The organism is Arthrobacter sp. MDB1-55, assembly GCF_059092925.1.
The window spans coordinates 912799-934860 of record NZ_JBNHID010000001.1; the positions used below are offsets into that span (position 1 = coordinate 912799).

A 22062-nucleotide genomic window follows, 5' to 3' on the forward strand; every position below is an offset into this window, starting at 1 on the left:
ACCTTCCCCGCGACCTTCGTCAGGTATGACCGCAGGTTCCCCATTTAGCCAGCCGGCCATGAGATGTTTGTGAGCCATTCATGAGAGAGCTCTCATGTCGGCATCCCCACATCCGCCGCAGGAAAGCACCGCAGGCAGAGCAGTGCCCGCCCAACCTGCGGCGTCAGCGCAGGTTTGAGCGGGCACTAGCTAACCGCATGCTCCAACAACCCCTACCTGGGCTGGTAGGAGAGGCAATCCGCGAGATCCGCGCCGGAGCCGATCTTTACGTCGTGTTTGTTGCACATGAGGTGACTGTTGTGGACGCATTCGGTGCGCTGACAGGCACCGACGTGAGCCAGGATCATGGGCAGTCCGCCCGTCTCAGACGTGTCGATGAAGGTGGCGCAGGAGGCATGCTCCGGACTTCCGCTGACCGTGATGGCGTAGGCCGTGCAGCCGTCATGGTTGAAGGCGCAGTTGTGAACGCTGCAATCGGATACTTCCGTGATTTCCGCTGTCATGATTCCTCCGTGGTGGTGGTTCGGAAACTGTCCTACCCGTGCTGTCATTCAACGGTACTGCGGCTTCGACTCGATGACACCGGTTCAATAGCGCATGATCCTTGCGCGTAAATCACGGTTGTAGCTTGGCGAAATCCTCATAGTCGGGGCCGGTGAGGATGGCCGCAGGATGGGGCCCGGCAGCCGTCAGTGCTGACGTCCATTCCGAGTCCCACCGCTGGCTTGCCACGAGGACGATATTGCCGGCGCGCCGGCCGGTGAACATACCGGTCTCTGCCAGCGCAGCGACGTCGTACGACGTGTCCTGCAGCAGACGCGCCTGTTCACGCGCGAAGGCAAGCGGCGGATCGTCACCGACGTTCACCAGTGCCACTCCGCCTGGCCCGACCGCCCGCGTGAGCAGGGCGTACACCTCTGGGGTGGCAAGCTCGGTTGCACCGTCAGCGCCGGAGAAAACGTCGAGGACCACGGCATCGAAAGCTCCTGCATCGCTGGCCTCAAGGGTGTCGCGGGCGTCTTCGATCAAGAGCTCACAGTCCGTGCCCGGCGGCAGGGGCAGGTGTTCCAGGACGAATGCGAGCAGCTCCCGTTCGCGCTCAACAGCAACCTGGCGGGATCCCGGCCGGGTTGCCTGAATGTAGCGCGCAAGGGTCAGGGCGCCGGCTCCCAGGTGCAGGATACGGATGGGCTCGCCCTCGGGCTTGAATACATCGAGGACGTTGGCGATCCTGCGCAGGTACTCATAGAACACGTTCCGCGGATCGGCCAGATCCACGTGCGACTGCTGCGCCCCGCCGATGCTGAGGATGAACGCGCCCTCATTGAAGGCGTCGCCGTCGATCTCGGCGTGCGCACCTGCGCTGCGCAGGTACCTCGAGGGAACGCTCATATCCTGTCCCGGAGCGTTGCCAGGCGCTGCGCCGCGTCGGTCAACACTTCTTCCTTCTTGCAGAACGCGAACCGGAGCAGCGACCGCGTACGGCGCGCGCCGTCCTCGTGGCAGAACACCGGTATGGGAATGGCTGCCACACCGACAAGTTCAGGCAGACGCCGGGCCAGGGCCGTGGCATCCGTGATGCCCAGAGGTTCCGCGTCCACCACGGTGAAGTAGGTTGCCTGTGGTGTGTAGACCTCGAAGCCCGCGGCGCGCAGGCCAACTGCGAGTACATCCCGCTTGTGCCGCAGGGAGTCGGCGATCGAGTGGTAAAACTCATCGTCCATGCCCAGACCCAGCGCGACCGCCGGTTGGAACGGGGTGCCGGAGCTGTAACTCAGGAAGGATTTCACGCTGCGTACAGCGTCCACGAGGACCTGCGGACCGGTCAGCCAGCCGACCTTCCAGCCGGTGACGGAGAAGGTCTTCCCCGCTGACGAAATGGAGACAGTGCGCTCCCAGGCGCCAGGAAACGTGGCGAGGGGGGTGTGCTGTTGCTCGAAGGTCAGATGTTCGTACACCTCGTCGGTCACGATGATCGCACCGAACCGTTCCGCCAACTCGACCACGCGTTCGAGTGACTCCCGGGAAAAGACCGTGCCCATCGGATTGTGCGGGTTGTTCACGACGATAACCCGCGTCCGATCGCTCATGGCGGATTCCAGGGCGTCCAGGTCCGGCTGGAAATCGGGCGCCACCAGCGGCACAGTTGTGTGGCGTGCGCCGCTGAGACCGATGATCGCACCGTAGGAGTCGTAGAACGGTTCGAACGTGAGAACCTCATCGCCCGGACCGGCAAACGCGAGTATCGATGCGGCGATTGCCTCGGTTGCTCCGGTGGAGACGGTTACCTCCCGTTCCGGATCTATCGGCAGGCCGTAGAAACGTGACTGATGCGCCGCTATTGCCTCCCGCAGTTGCGGCATACCGCGGCCCGGTGCGTACTGGTTCATCCCCGAGGCGATGTTTTCGCGGGCCGAGTTCAGCAGCAGGTCGGGACCATCCTCGTCGGGGTAGCCCTGTCCGAGGTTGATTGCACCGTGCTGTGCAGCGAGCGCGGTAATCTCCTCGAAAATGACGGTACCCAGGCCGCCCTCGGGGGAGAGGAGATTGGCGCCCTGCGCAGTGCGCTGCCATCCCGAGAGCTGTCCAGTGTCCGCGGGTCGCTTCAATTCCATGTCGTCCAGTATGTCGAACCTCCACATCCGCGTGTGACTCCTCAGGCGCAGTGTGATGGCCACGCGGTAGATTCGTACCATGCGCCGAGCAGTCTGCCCCGGATCCTTTGACCCAATTCACAACGGTCACCTTGAAGTCATTGCACGTGCCGCGAGTCTTTTCGATGAAGTGATCGTGGCGGTGTCTACCAACTATGCGAAGAAGTACCGCTTTGAGCTCGAGGAGCGGCTGGAGATCGCCAGCGAAACCCTCACTTATCTTCGAGGTGTGTCCGTCATGCCGATGGGCGGCGGCTTGCTGGCGGAGTTCTGTCGGGAGAACGGAGCGAACCTGATCGTCAAGGGGGTGCGTTCCAGCGCCGACTTCGACTATGAGCTGCCGATGGCCACGATGAACCGCCAGCTGGCCGGTATCGAAACTGTCTTCATCCCTGCAGAGGCGAGCTATTCCCACCTGTCGTCCACCCTGTTGAAGGAAGTGGCTGCTCTCGGCGGAGACATCTCGCCCTTCGTGCCGAAAGCGGTTCTCAAAAGACTGAAGGACACAACCGCGTGAAAACACGGCGGCGCCAGTACAATCAACACTCCTGGGCCAGCCGGAATAGAAGGACGAATAGTGGGCAAGAGCCGCATCAAACCGGAGGATCCGTTCCCGGAGAACCTGAATCAGTTGGAGGACCACGAGGTTGAGGTGCTCAACAGCAAGGTGCACCGCCAGCTTGAGGTCGAGTACTTGCAGGAGGGTTCTCCTGAACCCGAGACCGAGCACCGCAGGGAAGAGCTGAACGAGGAACTCGATGATAGAGACCTCCTGGACGAGGCCTCCGTCCAGGCGATGGGAAGCTCCGCGGGAAGCGGTACCGGACCCGCGCAGGGGGCATCACACGACTTCGGAGCTTCCAATGCCGGAGATGCTGATCAGCGCAGGTAGACGCTGACCTCTGCCGACTTCACGCTGAAGAATGCCTCCACTCCGGGCTCCACATCAAGCTCCGCCGCCGATGCCGTGGTGATTTCCGCGCTCAGATGACCGGCCCGCACGGTCGTCCGGGCTCCGTGTTGCTCGAGGTCGGTGATCGTCACAGCCAGGACATTGCGCGGGCTGCCCGTTGGCCGTGCCCGGTGCACCGCCACCGCCCGTGGGCTGAAGATGGCAGCGGCTTCCTCCCCGAGGGGAAGTTCCTCGTCCATCATGGCGGCAAGATGCAGGCCGGTGGGTGTGAGCACACCGTCGGGGACCGTCGTGCCCGTTATCAGGTTCACGCCCGCCAGGCTCGCTGCGAAACTGCTTCTGGGCCGTTCCAGGACTGATCGGGTAGGCCCGTCCTCCACAATGCGCCCCCCGTCAATCACGATCACCCGGTCCGCGAGCAGCAGGGCGTCCACCATGTCATGCGTGACGATGATCGCGCTGCGACCATCAAGCACCCGTCGCAGGGTCCTGCGCAGCATGGGGGCAACCGATATGTCCAGTGCAGCCAACGGCTCATCCAGGAGGAGGAGCGAAGGTTCGGTCGCGAGCGCGCGCGCCACAGCCACCCGCTGTGCCTGCCCGCCGGAGAGGCTCGCCGGCCGGCGGTCGGCGAGTGAGGCGGCATCGACCTCGCCCAGCCAGCGGTGTGCCCTCGCACGGGCCAGCTTGCGCGGGACACCTGCGCACCTCGGCCCGAATGCGACGTTCTCCAGAACGGAGAGGTGCGGGAAAAGCAACGCCTCCTGCGCCAGGAGCCCGACCCCGCGCGCATACGGCGGCAGCGACGCGCCGCCGTCGTACAGGGTTTTTCCATCAAGCACGGCTGAGCCGTGATCGGGGCGGACAAGTCCCGCCAGTACACCGAGGAGGGTCGACTTGCCGGCGCCATTGGGACCCATCACCGCAACCGTCTCGCCTGTTGCGACAGAGAGGCGTACGTCAACGTTGCGTGCATCGATCCTCGCGCTGCACTCAAGGCTCACGGGCATCGCCCTCCTGAATTCGGTGTGCCAGAGCGACCACTATGACGGCGACAGCCACAAGCACGAGGGACAGTGCGACGGCGGCATCCGCATCCGTCTCACGCTGCAGGTAGATCTCAAGCGGCAGGGTGCGGGTGACGCCCTGCAGGCTGCCGGCGAAGGTCAGCGTCGCTCCGAATTCACCAAGAGCACGGGCAAAAGACAGCACCGCACCCGCGACGATACCTGGCCCGACAAGAGGAAGGCTAACCCGGAGGAGGACCGTGGTTGGACGTGCGCCTAGCGTCGCTGCGACTGTTTCGTACCGGGTGCCGGCTGTGCGCAGGGCTCCCTCCAGACTGAGCACGAGGAAGGGCAGGGCGACGAAGGTCTGGGCGAGCACGACGGCGGTCGTGGAGAACGCAATGTCCACACCGAGGACGCGCAGTGACTCCCCGAGCAGGCCCTGGCGCCCGAAGGTGTACAGCAACGCTATGCCTCCGACCACCGGCGGCAGCACCAGGGGCAACAGGACAAGCGCACGTAGCACGTGCTGGCCCCAAAAGCGTGTTCGGGCGAGGGCGAAAGCCAGGGGAACGCCGAGAAGCACACACAGCACGGTGCTGGTTGCCGACGTCTGGAGGCTGAGGAGCAAGGCAGCGGTGGAGGAGTCGGACGTGATCAACTCACCGAAGCGCAGCCACTCCACCCGGAGCACGATGGCAGCGAGTGGCAGAACCAGGAATAGGGCTCCAGCTGCAGCGACTGCGATGAGCCACCGGGGAACGCCGGAGTAGGCTGCATTCACTGTTTCTGGTCCCCGAAGCCATAGGCGGAGAGAACATCCCGCCCGCGCTCGCCGGCTACCAGGTCCGCGAATTCCGTCGCCAGGTTTCCTGGGCGGACCACCGCGATGGGGTACAGGTTCTCGGCCTGCTTTGCTTCATTGATCGGCACCGCATCGACCGAGTCTTCGGCAGCCTTTGCGTCGGTGACGTAGACCAGACCGGCGTCGGCCTGGCCGGAGGATACCTTTCCAACCACATCGGTGACGGAGGACTCCTCACTGACGGGGTTGAGGGAAACGGCGGCCGCCTGTTGCAGTGTCTCCGCCGCGCTGCCGCAGGGCACCTGCGGGGCGCACAACACCACGGAGACTGCTGGATCGGCCAGCGAGTCCAGGGAGTCGATGCCGAGTGGGTTCCCCTCGCCCACGACGATCGTCAGCACATTCGTAGCGAAGACCCGCGGCGGGGAAGCGAGCAGGCCCTCGTCAGAAACGCGCTCCATGGTGGCCGGATTGGCCGAAGCGAAGACGTCCGCGGGCGCCCCCGCGATGATCTGCGTCGCAAGATCACTTGAACCGGCGAAATTCAGCTGCACGCTCACCCCGGGATTACTGTCTTCGAACTCCGATGCGAGGTCAGAAAAGGGGGCCTGGAGGGAAGCCGCGGCGTAGACGTTCAGAGTCTTCCCGGCCGCCGGTGCGCTACTGCCGCACCCGGTCAGCAACAGAACGACGACGGCGCTTACGGCTGTGGAGCGAAGCGGTCGCCTCATCGCGCACTCCTTGGTGAACGAGGCTCGAGGATCGCCTCGATGGGGGTTTCCACGATCACGTTGGTGGCCTTGACGATGGCGACCGCGACGACGCCCGGCTCTATACCCAACTCCCGCACCGCCTCAGTGCTCATCAGGGAAACAACCCGGTGCGGGCCGCACTGCAGCTCGACCTGGGACATCACCCTGTCACTCACCACACCCGTCACCAGACCGACAAAGCGGTTGCGGGCAGAGATCGCCACACTGGAGGGGTCCGAGGGGAGAACAGCGCGATCACGCGCCAACTGCGCCAGTTCCAGCCCGTCCACGGAAAGCACTCCCGAGGAGCGTGTGGCGTGGAGAGTCCCATCATCGATCCACCGACGCACCGTGTCCGAGCTGACCCCGAGGAACTGCGCCGCGTCGCGTACACGTATTTGAGCCATAATGGTAACCTTACAGCCGCGGATGCGTCGCCGTGCCGACTTTTCCGACCGATTCGTCCTGGTGGCGTGAGCCCACCGGCGAGTGAGTTTGGGGCGGGGCTTCGTTTCGGGCTAAGATGGTTCGTCGGTCATATGTTCTACAGGAGTTTTCATCAAAAGCGATCTCAGTTCGCCCCTGGTCTTCAGTGTCAGGGATCTCGGGCGTAGCCCGGGAACCATGCGGACAGTCGAAGAACATGTGCCCGCACCGAAGGATTTTGGTGTGGCGCTCATCGGCGTTCAGGAAGGTTCCGACATGGAGCTGGACCTGAGGTTCGAAGCTGTACACGAGGGAATCCTGGTATCGGGAACCGTAGACGTCGAAGTATCCGGCGAATGCGGTCGATGCCTTGATCCACTCAACTACGGCAGCAGCGTCGATGTGCAGGAACTCTTCTACTACGACGCCCCTGAGTTGGCGGAGGATGAAGAGGAGGATGTGCAGCGCGTGGTTGAGAACGATTCGATCGATCTCGAGCCTGTGCTGCGGGATGCGGTAGTGACTTCACTGCCGTTCCAGCCGGTTTGCCGGGAGGACTGCCAGGGTTTGTGTGCCGAGTGCGGCGCACGTCTGGAAGAGGACCCCGGACACCAGCACGAGATCCTCGACCCCCGCTGGGCTGCTCTGACAGGGTTGGCCGGCGCAGCCGCCGGCCCTGAGGCAGCGGAACCAGAAGTTAAGACAGAGTCAGACAAGAGAGAAGAGAGTTAGTCGTGGCTGTTCCCAAGCGGAAAATGTCCCGCTCGAATACGCGTGCACGCCGGTCCCAGTGGAAGGCTGTTGCTCCCAAGCTGGTGAAGACGGTAGAGAACGGTCGCGTCACCTACAGCCTTGCCCACCAGGCGAAGGTTGTCACCGACTCCGCAGGCACCGAGCTGTTCCTTGAGTACAAGGGCCGCAAGGTAGCCGACGTCTAGATGCTGACGGCACCGCCCTGCGGTGCTGCCTGCAACGATCGCGAAAGCGTCGACCGCGTGGAGAATTCCGAAGATCTTTTGAGGCGTCTCGGTGTCAGTATTGACACCGAGACGCTTCGTCTTGCCCTGACACATCGCTCCTACGCCTATGAACAGGGCGGCATTCCGACGAACGAGCGACTCGAATTCCTGGGAGACGCCGTCCTCGGTCTGTCCGTGACGGACGCTCTGTATCGGGACAATCCGGACCTGTCGGAGGGTGAACTCGCCAAGCGGCGTTCCGCCGTCGTGAGCACCCGCGCCCTCGCCGAGATTGCCCGCGGACTCGACCTTGGAAAACACATCCTCCTGGGACAGGGGGAGAAACTGACCAATGGCTGGGACAAATCGTCCATACTCGCCGACACCATGGAGGCCATTATCGGGGCCACCTACCTGAGCAGCGGCATGGAAACTGCTCGCTGCCTGGTCATGCGGATCATCGGCCCCGTGCTGCAGGATGCTGCTGCCCTCGGAGCCGGGACGGACTGGAAGACCAGCATTCAGGAGATCGCAGCCGCGCAGCGCATGGGAGTGATCGATTACCAGGTCACCGGCTTCGGTCCGGACCACGACCGCCGTTTTGAGGCGATCCTGATCATTGGAGGATCCGCCTACGGTTCAGGATCCGGCAGGTCCAAGAAGGAAGCCGAGCAGGAGGCCGCAGCAGCCTCCTGGAAGCTGCTGCAGGCGGCGGGCGCCGACGCTCAGGCGGGCGTGGATCAACGCCAGTCCACGTGACCCCAGGCCTGCGCCATGCCTGAACTTCCTGAGGTGGAGGTAGTCCGCCGTGGGCTCGCGCGGTGGGTGCGCGGACGCCGTATCGAAGCGGTCGACGTTCTGGATCCACGTTCTATCCGCCGCCACGCAATGGGAACCGAAGACTTCATCGGCAACCTCGTGGGTGCCTCAATCTCGGATGCCGTCCGCCGCGGAAAATTTCTCTGGCTGCCGCTCACCGGTCCGGATGATGGCGCAGCCCTCCCTGACACCGCCGACGACGCCGGATCGGACGCAGCATTGTCGAGTGGCTTGCTTGCCAGCGGGCAACGGCACGGCGGATCCGCCGTTGCGTTGATGGCTCACCTGGGTATGAGCGGCCAGCTGCTGGTCGAGGATTCCCACCAGCCCGACGAGAAACACCTGAAAGTACGCCTCACGCTTTCGTCCACTGGCGGGGCCGATCCGCTGCCGAAAGAACTCCGCTTTGTCGACCAGCGAATCTTCGGGGGGCTCTTTGTCACCAGCATGGTGACCACGCCGGATGGTTTTCCCGGCGGACTGGGGGAGGACCCGGCGCCGTTGGTGCCCGTTGAGGCAGCACATATCGCCAGGGACCCGCTGGACCCGGCTTTTTCCTTCGATTCCTACTTCGGCAAACTGCGCGCCAGGCGTACCGGGCTGAAACGCGCGCTCCTCGACCAGACACTTATCTCCGGTGTGGGCAACATCTATGCCGACGAATCGCTCTGGGACGCAAAGCTTCATTATGCGCGAGCAACAGATACCCTTCGCCGGGCGGAGGCGTCACGGTTGCTTGAGGCGTGCCGGAGCGTCATGAGTCGGGCATTGGATGCGGGGGGAACCAGCTTTGATTCCCTGTACGTCAACGTGAATGGAGCATCCGGTTACTTTGCACGCTCGCTCAACGCGTATGGCCGGGAGGGTGAGCCCTGCCGAAGGTGTTCTGCGAGCGGCCTGGAGTCGCGAATACGGCGGGAAACGTTCATGAATCGCTCCTCCTACACGTGCCCCCGGTGTCAGCCCAGGCCGCGCAACGGACGCTGGTGAGCGTCACAGGACGTGACAAAAGTAAGTAAGCTGACTAGATTCGAAATCTGGGTATCCGACACGTCAGGAGAATCGCAATGAAGAACAAGTTGGTATTTGCGGCAGGCATGGCGGCAGGCTACGTCATGGGTGCGCGGGCCGGTCGCGCGAGCTACGAGCAGATCAAGGTCAAAGCGAATGAGCTTTGGAAGAGCCCGAAGGTCCAGGACAAGGTCTCTCAGGCATCCGAGACGGTAAAGGCGAAGGCTCCGGAGGTGCAGGCGCAGGCTGAGCAGGTGTTGAAGAAGGCGCAGTCCGCAATGCATCGCGGCAACGATCAGGACGCTCCCAAGAGCCCCACCGACGAATACAAGATCTGACGCTAGGGCCCTGTAAGGCACGCGGGAATGGCCTCTCTGTGATCGAAACGTGACAATTCAACCAAAGGAATGTAACGTTATGGATACGCCGGGTTCAAAAGCCCGGCTTCCTTCTGGTGGATTTGCCTAATCCTGCCGCCGCTGGAAGGTCCGTTCGCTACACATCGCGGCAGGAGCGGGGGAACCAGATAGTGGGCTTCTTCAGAAGTCCTAGGGGTGAAGACGAATCGGCCTAAGGCTGATTGTCCGGGTGGCTCCCATCCGAATCCGACAGCTAACTCCGCAGGCATTGGGAGAGGCAATTTCCGTGTCCAAAAACCGTCATATCGCGCGCCACCGTGCAACTTCGCCCAGCACCATGCAGCTTGTGTCCAAGGCCGTCAGCGCTCACGCTGGCACCGTTGGCCGGCCTGCGGCCGTTGTTGTAGCAGCTTCCGGAATTCTCTTCGGAGCTGCACTCCCGGCAAGCGCGGGAACCACCACCACTACTACTTCGGCTGCAGTCCAGGCGCCTGAGGTCAGCGTTCAGGCGGCGTCCGCCCCCGTAGCGCCGGCTCCTGCTGCACCGGCCCCCGCCGCTGCGGCTCCGACCCACACGGTCAAGTCCGGCGACACCCTCGGCTCGATCGCTGCCAGCTATGGTGTCAGCCTGGACGCCGTGTTCGCTGCGAACGGCCTCGGCTGGGATTCGATCATCTACCCGGGCCAGGTCATCAGCCTGTCCGGTAGTGCTGCTGCGGCTCCGGCCCCTGCTGCGGCTCCGGCTCCTGCTGCTGCTCCTGCACCGCAGGTTCAGGCTGCTCCGGCTCCCGCCCCGGCTCCTGCTCCGGCTCCTGCTGAGACCAGCACGATGAACATCACCACCGCATCCTCGACCAAGATTCAGGTTGCAGAAGGCTCGGGCAGCGCCACCGGCGCAAGCATCCTCGCTTCGGCTCGGGCCCAGCTCGCGGCCGGTCTGATCCAGGACTGCACCGTCCTGCTGGAGCGCGCACTGGGAACCGGCGACCTCGGCCCGGCACAGTTCGCTGCCTACGGCACCCCTGTCAGCACTCCGGCACCAGGTGACATTGTCATCAGCGCCGGACACGTGGCCGTCTACGCCGGCAACGGCCAGGTCATCAGCAGCGGCATGAACGGTGCAAACCTCACCATGCAGCACCCGCTGAGCGATCTGGGCGCAGTGTCCTTCTACCGCGCGTAGCAGGCACCTGCGGCCACTGTGGCTCGCACCGCATAGCTGTTCAACATAAAAGGGAGAACCGGGAATCCGGTTCTCCCTTTTGTTTCCCACGTGCATTTCCGCCGTTCTGCCATCTGCCAGCATTGTCGTTCGGCTCGCCTGTGCCGTTGAGCGAAGCGGGATCCTCACGGTGGGACGAGGATCAGATCGCAACACCGTAGTGGTCAGCCAGCCGTGCAAAGCCCTCGTCGAGGCTTACCTCAGGGGTCCAGTCCAGAAGCTTCCGGGTCTGGCGCTGGTCAAACCAGTGCGCCGTCGACAGTTGCTCGGCCAGGAAACGGGTCATCGGCGGTTCACCGTCGGCGTTGGATCCGCGCCAGAACGTCTCGACGGCGCTTCCGGCAAGTCGGCCAACCCAACCCGGGACAGACATCCTCGGTCCAGGAACTCCGCCTGCCGCGCACATGCGGGCAAGGAGTTCGCCGATGGGGCGTGGTTCACCGTTCGTGACCACCAAAGCCAGGCCCCGCACATGATCGATCCGGTGCAGAGCGGCCGCAATGGCGGATGCCGCATTGTCCACATAGGTTGTGTCGACGAGTGCTGTGCCGCCGGCGAGGAGCGGAAGCCTGCCGGCACGGGCGCGGTTCAGGACGCGCTCCACCAATTGAGTATCTCCCGGTCCCCACACGATGTGAGGGCGGATGGCAGTGACCGACATGCGATCGTCATTCGCGCCAAGGGCAAGGATCTCCGACTCAGCCTTGGTCCGGGCATAGGATCCCCTTGCTTGCCGGGGATCTGCCGGTCCGGCCGCAGCACCGACCAGTGGCTTTCCGATGTGCGCAACCGAGGGCGAGGATACGTGCACGAACCGACCGATCCCTGCTGTCCGGGCAGCCCTGAGAAGATCAGCTGTGCCGGTGACATTGACGCGGTGGAACTCCGCCGGATCGCCGGTGAATGAAACCTTAGCCGCGAGGTGAACGACCGCGTCCATGTCCGCCACAGCGGTCTCAAGCGTCCTTCGGTCGGTTAGCTGACCGGTCACATCCTCCGCGCCCAGTACGCCCGAAGATCGGCGCTGCAGGGTCCGGACGGTATGTCCGTTCTGCACCAGTAGGGAGGCGACCGCTCCACCCAGCATTCCGCTTGCACCGGTCACCAGGACCTTCACGGTCTTTTCCTTCCGCGTCCCTCGAGCGCAGCGGCAGCCCATTCGGCCACCGCAGAACGGTCGATCTTCGCGTTGTGCCGGATATCAGTGGGCAGTGCGGACACCGTCAGTACGGCAGCCAGTTGCTCACTGCCGACCGCTTGCCTGACGGCGCTGGCCAAGGTTGTCGGTGCGAGGCTGATTGCTCCTGCACCGTGGGCGGGCTCCACAACGGCAACCACAGCCTGTGTGCCGGCCGGACCTATTCCAACCACGGCCGCCTGACGAACGTCGTCGAGTCGCTCGATTGCCTGCTCCGGCCCTACGGGCGTCAGGATGCCATCGGCGGATGTGATCAGGTGTGCGAGCCGTCCTTCTACCCACAGCCGCTCCTGAGCGTCGAGGTGTCCGACGTCGCCGGTGCGGTGCCAGCCGGCAGTCCGGGAGGATTCACGTTCAGTCACCCATAACCGGAAATAGCGGTCCTTGACGTGGGGAGCGCGGACGAGGATTTCTCCCGTCACACCCGGCTCAGCTGTGGGTTCACCCGACGCAACGCCGTCGCGGTCAAGCGCACTGATGCGGATTTCCGCTCCCGGAACGGGCGCCCCGACGCATACTCCGTTGCCGGCACCCGAACACGTCGAGGCTGCTGACTCCCGGATCTGGCCCAAATCGATGTCAGTCACCGGCAGTGCTTCGGTCATGCCGTATGGCGTGTGCAGGACAGCGTTGGGAACAAGGGGCTGTAGATGCTCCAGAAGAGTGACGGGAACGGGGGCCCCGGCAGAGAGAAGCACCTCTATCCGCTCGAGCGCCGCCTTCCCGCGGTCCGAGACGTCGGCGGCTGTAGCCAGAACGTTGCGAAGTGCAGCCGGGGAGGCAAAGACCGTGGTGGCGTCGATGGCGGCTGCAGCATCGGAAAGTGCCCGCGCTGTCAGTGTCCGTGGCGCGGTGACGTCCATATCAGGAGTTACCGACGCCGCACCAAGGGCCGGACCGAGGAGCGCGAAGGGAGCGAAGCCGGCGACCAGTGCACTGCCCGGTGCCAACTGCAGGGTGGCGGCAAGCGTGTCCCGCATGGCCGACAACTGGCGATGCGTGTACACAACGCCTTTCGCCGGCCCTGTTGAACCGGACGTAAAGAGAATCGCGGCGTCGGAGTCAGCGTCGGGATCGGCGCCGTCGTAGGCATTTCCCTCCGACAGGAGATCCTCCAGGCGGTACCTCACATCCAGCAGTCGCCCCCGCAGGGGGGAGACTGCGCCGGCGCTGATGCGGACACCCGGCCACCCGAAAAGGCGCGCTGCCGCCAGCGCACGTTCGATACCGATCAGGAAGTTCGGGACTGTGCCGCGTACAGCCCGGCTCAGCCCCTTCGGTCCCAGCCCAGCGTCGGCAACCACGATGACGGCGCCGAGTTTGAGACAGGCGTAGATCAGGACGGTCAGGTCAATGCCCGGTGGGACCATCAGGCTCACTCTGCTGCCTGCCGTCACCCCTATCCGGTTCAGAGCCGCAGCGAGGCGGCTGACCCGGGAATCCAGTTCCTGCCAGGAGAGTGAGGCGGCCACGGAACCGTCCTGTCCCATGTCAGCTATGGCGAGCGTCTGCGCTGCGGGACCGCGGCTCCTCTCGCGGATCTGATGCCAGAGCGGTGTGGTTGCCCCGGGAGCCTCGCTCTCGTCGTCGTCCGAGGAGGCACGCACATCTAACCAATCGAAGATCGGCGCGGCGATGTCCCGGTCTTCGGCGACCAGATGGCTCGCGCCTTCGAAGCGGTGCACGTCAGCGTGGGGGAGCCGGCGGATGAGGTCATCAAGATAGGTGTCGGAGAAAATCGGGTCACGCGGCCCCCACAGCATCAGTACGGGTACGTCCAGGGTGCGTATGCTCTCCGCGATCCTCGTCAGTTCGGCATGGGACGGGTGCCCGGGACCGACGGGGATGTCGGCGACGAACTGTTCGATGCCTCGGCGTCGGTCCGCGGTACGGTACGGAGCACGGTAGGCGGCCCGTACGTCGCCGGCAAGTCTCGGCCGCGCCAGGGCGAGGGTCGTGTCGAGGAACGCCGTCGTCGTCGACGTCCCCAGGCGGTGGATTGCTCCGTTGAGCGCCAGTCTCAGCGGAGCGGGTATGGGGGAGCCCGGATCCTGGTGGATGGCAGTATTCGTGAGAATGACCGCGAGGAGGTCGGAGCGGTTCCGCTCGGCGAAACCGAGGCTGACTACTCCGCCCCAATCGTGTCCGACGGTGACCAGCGGGCCCCGGACCCCGGCGGCTGCCACGAAATCATCAAGGTCGGTAATGCGATCAGCGAGCTGCCGTTTCCGGCCGGTCCTGTCGGAGAAACCCATCTCAAGTTGATCGACGGCGACCACGCGCCAACCATGTCGGGCCCCTGCGGCCAATACGCTGCGCCAGAGGTAGGACCAGGTGGGGTTGCCGTGGACACACAGCAGTGTTCCGCGGACCTTCCCGGCTATGGACGGGAGGTTGTCGAGATAGTGCCAGCGGTTGACGGTTCCCTGGGGATCCACACCGGCAGTTGACGGCACGTCGAGATAGGCCGACCACGCTGGGTCGACGCCGGGAAGTTCTACCACTCAATCTCCAGCATCGCGGTGTTGAGTCCAGAACCCACGCCCATGCACAGCACCCGGTCGCCGGCGGTGAGGGTCTGGGCTTCGGCAGCCAGGGTCATGGGCAGCGACGCCGGCCCCACGTTTCCCCAGCGGGGGAAGGTCTGTGGGACTTTGGCGGGATCCAGATTGACGGCCTCGATGATCGCCTTGGTGTGCGTGGTGCTCACCTGATGGGTGACGTAGCGGTCCATATCCGCCCAATTCCAGTCCTGCTGAGCCTCTGTCCAGGCATCGACCACCAACTCCAGGCCTCCGTCGAGAAGTCCCTGGGCATCTGTATACATGCCGTCGATGCCCCCGACGCAGAGTTCGTGGTGTTCGGTTCCGGCACGGGCAACGCCGCCCAGGACGCGGTGGGATCCGGGGTGGGCGTCCGCCGGCCCGAGGATTGCGGCCGCTGCCCCGGAGCCCAGCGTCAGCGTTGCGAACTCCTGCATGAAGCTTTCCCTGGTTGCCCCCGGCTCGTTAAGTCTGCACAGGGTTGCTTCCTGGGTGGCCTGTGCGTCTTCGCCGTTCACCACCATCGCGTACTGGATCTGACCTGCCTCGATCATGTTCGCCGCCAACGTCATCCCGTTGACGAAGCCGAGGCACGCGTTCGCAACGTCGAAATTCATCGCTGAGGAGGGAAGTCCAAGTCCGTTGTGGATCTTCACCGCGACGGAAGGCTCGAGGTTGGTCCTCGAGACCGACGTGTTGATCAGCAGCCCAATCTGGGAGGCTTCGATCCCCGAAGACGCAAGCGCTTTGGCGCCGGCTTCAATGGCACCGTCCTCGAACCCTGTTCCGGCCGCCCACCAGCGCCGTTCCGTGATTCCGGCGACGCGCTGCAGGAGGCCCTTGGAGAGCCGCAGACGTTTTAGGGCCGGCGACAGGATGCGATCGAATTCTGCTGAGGTAATGATGACCGGTGCCTCAACACTTTCCACCCCGAGGAGCGCGGTGTTGTGATGTCGGAAGTTGGAATTACCGGTCAAATTTCCTGCCTTGTGTCCGTCTACCCCTTACGGGGCGATCCGCTGGTCCGCTGTTCGCTGCACCGGAACCGATAGCGCTTTGCCGGCAGTGGATGCCAATCTGAAGATGATAAGCATACTTCGGTTACTAACGATCCTGAGGAAAGCCTAGTTCCTCCCGCAGATAACGGCACCTTGGCACGACGACGGAAGGGTTGGGTATGCCTGTGCATATGCAGCTGAAACCGGCGCGAACACAGTAGATTGTGGGGTAACAACCCTGATCGGAGAACCCGAGACCCGTGCACCTGAAAAGTCTTACCGTTCGAGGCTTCAAGTCTTTTGCCTCTGCAACGACATTCGACTTTGAACCCGGAGTAACCGCCGTCGTCGGTCCCAATGGGTCCGGCAAGTCCAATGTCGTCGATGCCCTCGCCTGGGTGATGGGTGAGCAGGGGGCGAAGACGCTCCGCGGCGGGAAGATGGAGGACGTGATCTTCGCCGGAACGTCCGGCAGACCGCCGTTGGGCCGGGCCCAGGTCTCGCTGACAATTGACAACGCGGACGGCGCATTGCCGATCGAGTATTCGGAAGTGACTATCTCGCGCACCCTGTTCCGTGCAGGCGGCTCCGAGTACGCAATCAATGGAAGCAATTGCCGCCTCCTCGACATTCAGGAACTTCTCTCCGACTCCGGGCTTGGGCGTGAGATGCACGTCATCGTCGGGCAGGGCCAGCTCGACCGGGTTCTGCACGCAACCCCCGAGGACCGGCGCGGGTTCATCGAGGAAGCCGCCGGGATCCTCAAGCATCGTCGGCGCAAGGAGAAAACTGTCCGCAAACTTGAGGCGATGCAGGCGAACCTCACACGGCTCACAGACCTCACGGGCGAGCTCCGCAGGCAACTGACGCCGCTCGGCAAACAGGCCGACATTGCACGCCGCGCCCAGCAGGTGCAGTTCGAGGCGCGGGATGCACGCGCCCGCCTGCTCGCCGACGATCTGGTTCAGCTCACCACTTCGTTCGAGCAGGAGATCGCGGATGAGACCGCGCTGAAGCAACGTCGGGCGGAGGTGGAGGCGCTCCTTGAAGCAGGGCGGGCCAGGCAGGCCGAGCTCGAACGTCTCGCGGCGGAGGCGACCCCACGGCTCAACGCCGCTCGTGATGCCTGGTACCGCCTCTCATCCACCCGGGAGCGCTTCCGCTCCCTGGGCAGCCTGGCGGAGGAACGCCGTCGTCTGCTGGGTTCGGTGGATACAGCAGCGGATACAGGCCGTGATCCAGACGAGCTCGACCGGCAGGCGAAGCTTGTCCGGGCGGAGCAGGCTGAACTGGAAGAGCGCATCGCTGAACGGCATGACACGCTCGAGGATGCCCTGGAGCAGCGCGCAGAAGCCGAGGACGCGGCCGCCGCCGAGGAACAGCGCCTCGCGTCCCTCCTGCGTGCAGCCGCGGACCGGCGCGAGGGCCTGGCCAGGCTTTCCGGCCAGGTGGGGGCGGCGCGGTCGCGGGTCGAAGCGGCAGAAGCCGAGCTCGGGCGGCTCCGCGACTCCGTGGTCGAGGTCTCCGAACGCCGTCGCCGTGCACAGAGTGAGTTCACCGCCCTCGAATCGCAGGTGGCAGGTGCGGAGGAAGGCGAAGAAGGACTCGACGCTGAGTATGAGGAAGCGGGCGCTGCGCTCGAAGCCATTCTCGAATCGTTGGAGGAGCTGCGGGAGCAGGAACGGGCGGCCGAACGCGAACGGGATGCCCTGCAGGCCCGCATCGAGGCTCTGCGGTTGGGCCTGGAACGCAAGGACGGATCCAACTCCCTGCTCGACGCCGGTTCGGCCGGGGTATTGGGGCCGGTGGCCGAGCTCCTGACGGTTGCGCCGGGCTTCGAGACCGCCATAGCGGCTGCGCTCGGCCCGCTCGCCGAAGGAGTCGCTGTCGATTCGCTGGAGGCTGCCGGCACCGCCCTCCGTACCCTGAAGGACGACGACGCCGGACGGGTCGAGCTGATGGTGGCCGGCGCCGCTGCCGGGGCAAAGGACCCGCCTGCCCTGCCCGACGGCGCGCGTGCGGCCTCCTCCCTCGTCACCACCCAGGACGCACTGGAGGGCGCGGTTCGAACGCTGCTCGCCGGCGTCGTCGTCGTCGCTTCTCTCGCTGACGCGGCAGAGCTGGTGCGCGCGCATCCCCAGCTGACCGCCGTGACGCGTGAGGGTGACATCTACACAGCCGTGTCAGTGCGTGGCGGTACCGCCGCGGCGCCGGGAACCCTCGAAGTTCAGGCCGCCGTCGACGAGGCTACCGACGCCCTCCGGGCCGCCACCGAACGGTATGAGCGGGCGCGCTTCGGGATCTCCGCAGCCACAGCGCAACGCCAGGCCGCCCAGGAGCGGGCGGACGCTGCCTTGGAGCGGTTGCACGAATCTGATGCCCGGCTCGCGGCTGTGGCGGAGAAACTGGGCCAACTCGGCTCGATCCTGCGCTCCGCTTCGGGGGAGACCGAGCGGTTGACCCGCCTGGCGGAAGCGGCCGAAAGCAATCTCGCCGCCGAGCAGGAACGGTTGGAGGACATCACCCATCGGCTTGTGCAGGCGCAGGAAGCTCCCGCGGAGTCGGAACCTGACACTCAGACACGCGACATGCTGGCGCTCGCCGCCACCCATGCCCGGCAGGCCGAGATGGAAGCCAGGCTCGCTCTGCGCAGCGCCGAGGAACAGCTGAGGGCAACCACGAGCCGGGCCGAATCACTTGAGCACGCTGCGCAGACGGAACGTGCCGCGCGTGCGCAGGCTGCCGAGCGGGCGAGGATCCGCCGGCTGCAGGGCGCGAAGGCGGCAGCGGTAGGGCAGGCGGTCCGGCAGGTGCTCGCCTTCCTCGACGTCTCGGTCGACCGTGCAGCCCAAGCCCGGGACTCCGCCGAGGAGGTACGTGCAGCCTGGGAGAGCGAGCTGGCGACTGTCCGTGGTGGAAACGAGGCTCTCACGGCCGAGCTTGCGGAGTTGACGGACTCGGTGCACCGGGATGAACTGGCCCGCACACAGCAGAAACTGAGGATCGAGGCCCTGGAGAACCGGTCCATCGAGGAGCTCGGATTGACCGCTGACCATCTGGTCGCCGAGTACGGCCCGGACCAGCCTGTACCGACCGCCGCCACATCTTCCGACAAGTGGGCGGAGCTCCGCGTGGCAGTCGACGACGACGGCAACCCCGTGCGTGAGGGCGTTCCGTTCGTGCGTCAGGAGCAGGAGAAACGCCTCAAACGGGCCGAACGTGACCTGTCGGCACTGGGAAAGGTGAATCCGCTCGCGCTCGAGGAATTTGCGGCACTGGAGGAAAGGCACCAGTTCCTCAGCACTCAGCTCGAAGACCTCAAGGCGACCCGCAAGGATCTCCTCGACATCATCCGCGAGGTGGATGAGCGTGTGGAGCAGGTCTTCACCGCGGCTTACCGGGACACCGCGGAGCAGTTTGAGCGGGTGTTCGGGCGATTGTTCCCGGGCGGCGAGGGCCGGCTGGTGCTGACCGAGCCTGACGACATGCTGAACACCGGCATCGAGGTTGAGGCACGACCCGCGGGCAAGAAAATCAAGCGGCTCTCACTGCTCTCCGGCGGCGAAAGGTCACTGACCGCCGTCGCGCTCCTGGTGGCGATCTTCAAGGCGAGGCCGTCACCGTTCTACGTGATGGACGAGGTTGAGGCAGCCCTGGACGATACGAATCTGGGCCGGCTCATCACCATCTTCGAGGAACTGCGCGAGTCCAGCCAGCTGATCGTCATCACCCACCAGAAGCGAACCATGGAGGTCGCCGATGCGCTGTATGGGGTAACCATGCGTGGCGACGGCGTGTCGACCGTGATCAGTCAGCGGCTGGTGGACGCCTGACCGACTTCACTGGGTCAGCAAGGGTCTCGCGGGCCATCGTCCACATCAGGATGGCTGCCAGGGCGGTCACACCGGTCAGCCCGAAGGCCCAGCCGTAGGAGAACGTGTCGACGAGGAGCCCGGCGAGGATCGGCCCGAAGATGGCTCCCGTGTCAGTGCTCATCTGGAACGTGGCAAGGACCTTGCCGCCGCTGCGGTCATTGCCGACGACGTCGGCCACTGCCGCCTGCTGGGCAGGATTCAGGATGCCTGCTCCGACGCCTGCGATGACCGAGACGACAAGGAAGGTCACGACGTCGCTGGTCAGTCCCAGGCACGCCATCGCGGCACCGTTGACTGCCAGTCCTGTCAGCACGAGCGGCTTCCGGCCCAGTGAGTCGGCGAGGCGTCCCGACACGGTAAGGGCCAGGGCAGTCCCGCCGGCGAAAAAGGCCAGCGATATGCCCGCCACCTCCGGACCAGCGCCCAGCACTGCAGCGGCAAACAGGGGAACCAGCGCCATACGGACGCCGAACGATGCCCAGCCGTTGGCGAAACCTGAGACCAGCGCCGCGCGGTAGGCAGAGTCCTGCATCGCTTCCCGAACGGTCAGCACAGGTTGGGAGGCGGCACCCTTCCGGTGACTCAGCGCCGTGTCCTTGAGCTGGAAGAAGACGACGGCGGCGGCCACCAGCAGTGCCCCGGCATACGCAAGAAACGGCACACGCAATCCGAATCCGGCCAGCAGGCCGCCGAGAAACGGACCCGCGATACTTCCGAGCAGGAACGCCGATGCGTAGGCGCCGGTGACCCGCCCGCGCATCCCCGCCGGGGCGAGCCGCACGATCAGTCCCATCGCCGAGATCGTGAACATGGTGGAGCCGATGCCGCCCAGGCCCCGGAAGATCAGAAGCTGCCAGTAGTCCGCCGCGAATGCGCACGCGGCAGTCGACAGCGCGACGATCAGCAGCCCGGCAACATACACAGGACGCTCGCCAAGGCGCTCGACGAACTTGCCGCCGGCAGGTGCGAACACCAGCCGGGTGAACGCGAACGCGCTCACGATCACCGCTGCGGCTGCCGCCTCCACACCGAAGCTCTGCGCGAACTGGGGGAGCACCGGCGCCACCAGTCCGAAGCCGATCGCGATGACGAACGCCGCGGCGATCAGAACCTTGATCTCGCGCGGAAGGCGGAGCCGTGCCTCCGGGCTGGAACCCGTCTGGGCACGTCGGGGAAAGTTTCGAAAAGCAACCACGATTCACGATTCTCCCAGCTTCCGCATGACCTTCGGGCCAGGCAGCCGTGTGAGAAGCTTGGGAGCGTGAATGAGATCCTCCCGATAATTATTTACATACTCGTTGCCCTGGGCGTGCTCGGGTCGCTCGCGGCCCTCCTGGTGCGGTCACGCCGCACCCCGCCGGGCACCTACACCACCACACGTGACGCCGACGACGACGGCGGCATTACCTCGCGCGGGGTAGGCACTGACACCCTCGAAAGGCCAACCGGCCGCGATACGATGCCCGACGTCGTCGTACCCGATGACCTGCGGGATCTCGAGGAAGCCCCCACCGGTGTCGAGACCATACCGGTTGAAACGCCGGATCCGGTGCAGGGCCGGCTTGCGCGTCTGCGCGCCCGCCTCGCCAAGTCGAACAACGCACTGGGCAAGGGCCTGCTGGCCCTCCTGTCGCGCGACCGTATCGATGAAGACGTGTGGGACGAGATCGAGGAGACGCTCCTCCTGGCCGATCTCGGCACCGCACCGACCGGGGAACTCGTGGACGCGCTCCGCGCACGGGTGAAAATTGCCGGAAGCCGGACTCCCGAAGAGGTCAAGGAGATGCTCCGGGAGGAGCTGGTCAAGCTCGTCGACCCCGGCATGGACCGTTCGCTGGCCACGGACCGCCACCTGGACCGGCCCGCAATCGTCATGGTCGTCGGCGTCAACGGCGTGGGCAAGACCACCACGGTAGGCAAGCTCGCCCGCGTTCTCGTGGCCGAGGACAAGGACGTGCTCCTGGGAGCGGCGGATACCTTCCGTGCCGCCGCTGCGGAGCAGCTCGCGACCTGGGGGCAACGCGTCGGCGTACCCACCGTGAAGTCAGACGTCGATGGTGCTGATCCCGCCTCCGTTGCCTTCGAGGCCGTGAAGGCAGGAATCGAGGGTGAGGTCGACGTCGTCATGATCGACACTGCGGGCCGTCTACAGAATAAGGTCGGCCTGATGGATGAACTCGGCAAGGTCAAGCGGGTCATCGAGAAGCAAGGCACCGTCGATGAGGTGCTGCTCGTCCTTGACGCGACGACGGGGCAGAACGGGCTGAACCAGGCGAAGGTCTTCGCTGAAGTCGTGAACATCACGGGAATCGTGCTGACCAAGCTGGACGGCACGGCCAAGGGCGGCATCGTCGTCGCCATCCAGCGTTCACTCGGGGTACCGGTGAAGCTCATCGGACTCGGTGAAGGGGCCGATGACCTTGCACCGTTCGACGCGGAAGACTTCGTTGACGCGCTGCTGAACTGACAGCGCCGAGTCGAAGGTGAACCGTAGTCACCGCCACGCCCCGCAAAGGAAGCA

The 22062-nt window shown here is 64.7% G+C and carries 21 protein-coding genes and 1 riboswitch; of the genes, 10 read left to right on the plus strand and 11 right to left on the minus strand.

The genetic code is table 11. The features are described from left to right. Nucleotides 1-212: 212 nt before the first annotated feature. The 3 genes from AC5RU3_RS04375 to AC5RU3_RS04385 all read right to left on the minus strand — a co-directional run bounded on the left by AC5RU3_RS04375 (nt 213) and on the right by AC5RU3_RS04385 (nt 2615). Nucleotides 213-503: a DUF1540 domain-containing protein gene (locus tag AC5RU3_RS04375; RefSeq protein WP_309071896.1), complete on the minus strand. Its 291-nt coding sequence runs from the start codon at nt 501-503 to the stop codon at nt 213-215. 112 nt (nt 504-615) lie between these two features. Further along, nucleotides 616-1392, minus strand: a complete 777-nt coding sequence (locus AC5RU3_RS04380) for a spermidine synthase (protein ID WP_309071895.1) — start codon at nt 1390-1392, stop codon at nt 616-618. Then, the gene (locus AC5RU3_RS04385) at nt 1389-2615 is read right to left on the minus strand and encodes an aminotransferase class I/II-fold pyridoxal phosphate-dependent enzyme (RefSeq protein ID WP_493964937.1); all 1227 of its coding nucleotides are present in this window, start codon (nt 2613-2615) and stop codon (nt 1389-1391) included. The genes AC5RU3_RS04380 and AC5RU3_RS04385 overlap by 4 nt, the downstream gene beginning before the upstream one ends. A gap of 79 nt (nt 2616-2694) precedes the next feature. On the opposite strand from AC5RU3_RS04385, the gene coaD reads away from it, so the two are divergent. Further along, entirely contained in the window at nt 2695-3171 is a 477-nt protein-coding gene (gene coaD / locus AC5RU3_RS04390) for a pantetheine-phosphate adenylyltransferase (RefSeq protein ID WP_309071893.1), read from the plus strand. A 60-nt stretch (nt 3172-3231) separates the two neighbouring features. Further along, entirely contained in the window at nt 3232-3546 is a 315-nt protein-coding gene (locus AC5RU3_RS04395; RefSeq protein ID WP_309071892.1) for a hypothetical protein, read from the plus strand. Here the strand turns inward: AC5RU3_RS04395 and AC5RU3_RS04400 are convergent. Genes AC5RU3_RS04400 through AC5RU3_RS04415 form a run of 4 tightly spaced genes read right to left on the minus strand, consistent with a single transcriptional unit; the run spans nt 3534 to nt 6538 of the window. Beyond that, nucleotides 3534-4571, minus strand: a complete 1038-nt coding sequence (locus AC5RU3_RS04400) for a sulfate/molybdate ABC transporter ATP-binding protein (RefSeq protein WP_309071891.1) — start codon at nt 4569-4571, stop codon at nt 3534-3536. The genes AC5RU3_RS04395 and AC5RU3_RS04400 overlap by 13 nt on opposite strands. Next, on the minus strand, nt 4561-5358 hold the full coding sequence (locus AC5RU3_RS04405) for an ABC transporter permease (protein ID WP_493964938.1): 798 nt from the start codon (nt 5356-5358) through the stop codon (nt 4561-4563). The genes AC5RU3_RS04400 and AC5RU3_RS04405 overlap by 11 nt, the downstream gene beginning before the upstream one ends. Next, on the minus strand, nt 5355-6110 hold the full coding sequence (modA, locus tag AC5RU3_RS04410; protein WP_493964939.1) for a molybdate ABC transporter substrate-binding protein: 756 nt from the start codon (nt 6108-6110) through the stop codon (nt 5355-5357). The genes AC5RU3_RS04405 and modA overlap by 4 nt, the downstream gene beginning before the upstream one ends. Then, nucleotides 6107-6538, minus strand: coding sequence for a TOBE domain-containing protein (locus AC5RU3_RS04415; protein WP_309071888.1), 432 nt, complete (start codon nt 6536-6538; stop codon nt 6107-6109). The genes modA and AC5RU3_RS04415 overlap by 4 nt, the downstream gene beginning before the upstream one ends. Before the next feature lie 217 nt (nt 6539-6755). On the opposite strand from AC5RU3_RS04415, the gene AC5RU3_RS04420 reads away from it, so the two are divergent. From AC5RU3_RS04420 to AC5RU3_RS04445, 6 genes are all read left to right on the plus strand, one after another. Further along, nucleotides 6756-7289, plus strand: a complete 534-nt coding sequence (locus AC5RU3_RS04420; protein WP_375164431.1) for a YceD family protein — start codon at nt 6756-6758, stop codon at nt 7287-7289. Nucleotides 7290-7291: 2 nt separating this feature from the next. Next, nucleotides 7292-7495 (plus strand): 50S ribosomal protein L32, encoded by a 204-nt coding sequence (gene rpmF / locus AC5RU3_RS04425; protein ID WP_056548281.1) that lies wholly within the window; start codon nt 7292-7294, stop codon nt 7493-7495. 57 nt (nt 7496-7552) lie between these two features. After that, nucleotides 7553-8275: a ribonuclease III gene (rnc, locus tag AC5RU3_RS04430; RefSeq protein ID WP_309071887.1), complete on the plus strand. Its 723-nt coding sequence runs from the start codon at nt 7553-7555 to the stop codon at nt 8273-8275. A 15-nt stretch (nt 8276-8290) separates the two neighbouring features. Then, a complete protein-coding gene (mutM, locus tag AC5RU3_RS04435) occupies nt 8291-9325 on the plus strand; it encodes a bifunctional DNA-formamidopyrimidine glycosylase/DNA-(apurinic or apyrimidinic site) lyase (RefSeq protein ID WP_493964940.1) in 1035 nt (344 codons plus the stop codon). Nucleotides 9326-9402: 77 nt separating this feature from the next. After that, nucleotides 9403-9684, plus strand: coding sequence for a YtxH domain-containing protein (locus tag AC5RU3_RS04440; protein WP_458115172.1), 282 nt, complete (start codon nt 9403-9405; stop codon nt 9682-9684). Nucleotides 9685-9829: 145 nt separating this feature from the next. Next, nucleotides 9830-9987: riboswitch (cyclic di-AMP (ydaO/yuaA leader) on the plus strand. A 4-nt stretch (nt 9988-9991) separates the two neighbouring features. Continuing rightward, a complete protein-coding gene (locus AC5RU3_RS04445) occupies nt 9992-10888 on the plus strand; it encodes a LysM peptidoglycan-binding domain-containing protein (RefSeq protein WP_309123890.1) in 897 nt (298 codons plus the stop codon). A 181-nt stretch (nt 10889-11069) separates the two neighbouring features. Here AC5RU3_RS04445 and AC5RU3_RS04450 read toward each other — a convergent pair whose 3' ends face one another. Genes AC5RU3_RS04450 through AC5RU3_RS04460 form a run of 3 tightly spaced genes read right to left on the minus strand, consistent with a single transcriptional unit; the run spans nt 11070 to nt 15645 of the window. Continuing rightward, nucleotides 11070-12044 carry an NAD-dependent epimerase/dehydratase family protein gene (locus tag AC5RU3_RS04450; protein WP_493964941.1) on the minus strand — a complete coding sequence of 325 codons (975 nt, stop codon included), beginning with the start codon at nt 12042-12044 and terminating at the stop codon, nt 11070-11072. Beyond that, nucleotides 12041-14629, minus strand: coding sequence for an alpha/beta fold hydrolase (locus tag AC5RU3_RS04455; RefSeq protein WP_493964942.1), 2589 nt, complete (start codon nt 14627-14629; stop codon nt 12041-12043). The genes AC5RU3_RS04450 and AC5RU3_RS04455 overlap by 4 nt, the downstream gene beginning before the upstream one ends. Beyond that, nucleotides 14623-15645 (minus strand): 3-oxoacyl-ACP synthase III, encoded by a 1023-nt coding sequence (locus AC5RU3_RS04460; protein WP_493964943.1) that lies wholly within the window; start codon nt 15643-15645, stop codon nt 14623-14625. The genes AC5RU3_RS04455 and AC5RU3_RS04460 overlap by 7 nt, the downstream gene beginning before the upstream one ends. Nucleotides 15646-15926: 281 nt before the next feature. Between AC5RU3_RS04460 and smc the strand changes: the two genes are divergently transcribed. After that, a complete protein-coding gene (gene smc, locus AC5RU3_RS04465) occupies nt 15927-19499 on the plus strand; it encodes a chromosome segregation protein SMC (RefSeq protein WP_493964944.1) in 3573 nt (1190 codons plus the stop codon). Here smc and AC5RU3_RS04470 read toward each other — a convergent pair. Then, nucleotides 19474-20736: an MFS transporter gene (locus AC5RU3_RS04470; protein WP_375164398.1), complete on the minus strand. Its 1263-nt coding sequence runs from the start codon at nt 20734-20736 to the stop codon at nt 19474-19476. The two genes, smc and AC5RU3_RS04470, sit on opposite strands and share 26 nt — an antisense overlap. Before the next feature lie 66 nt (nt 20737-20802). On the opposite strand from AC5RU3_RS04470, the gene ftsY reads away from it, so the two are divergent. Then, complete coding sequence (gene ftsY / locus AC5RU3_RS04475; protein WP_309123895.1) at nt 20803-22008, plus strand: signal recognition particle-docking protein FtsY; 1206 nt, start codon at nt 20803-20805, stop codon at nt 22006-22008. The last annotated feature ends 54 nt before the right edge of the window (nt 22009-22062 follow it).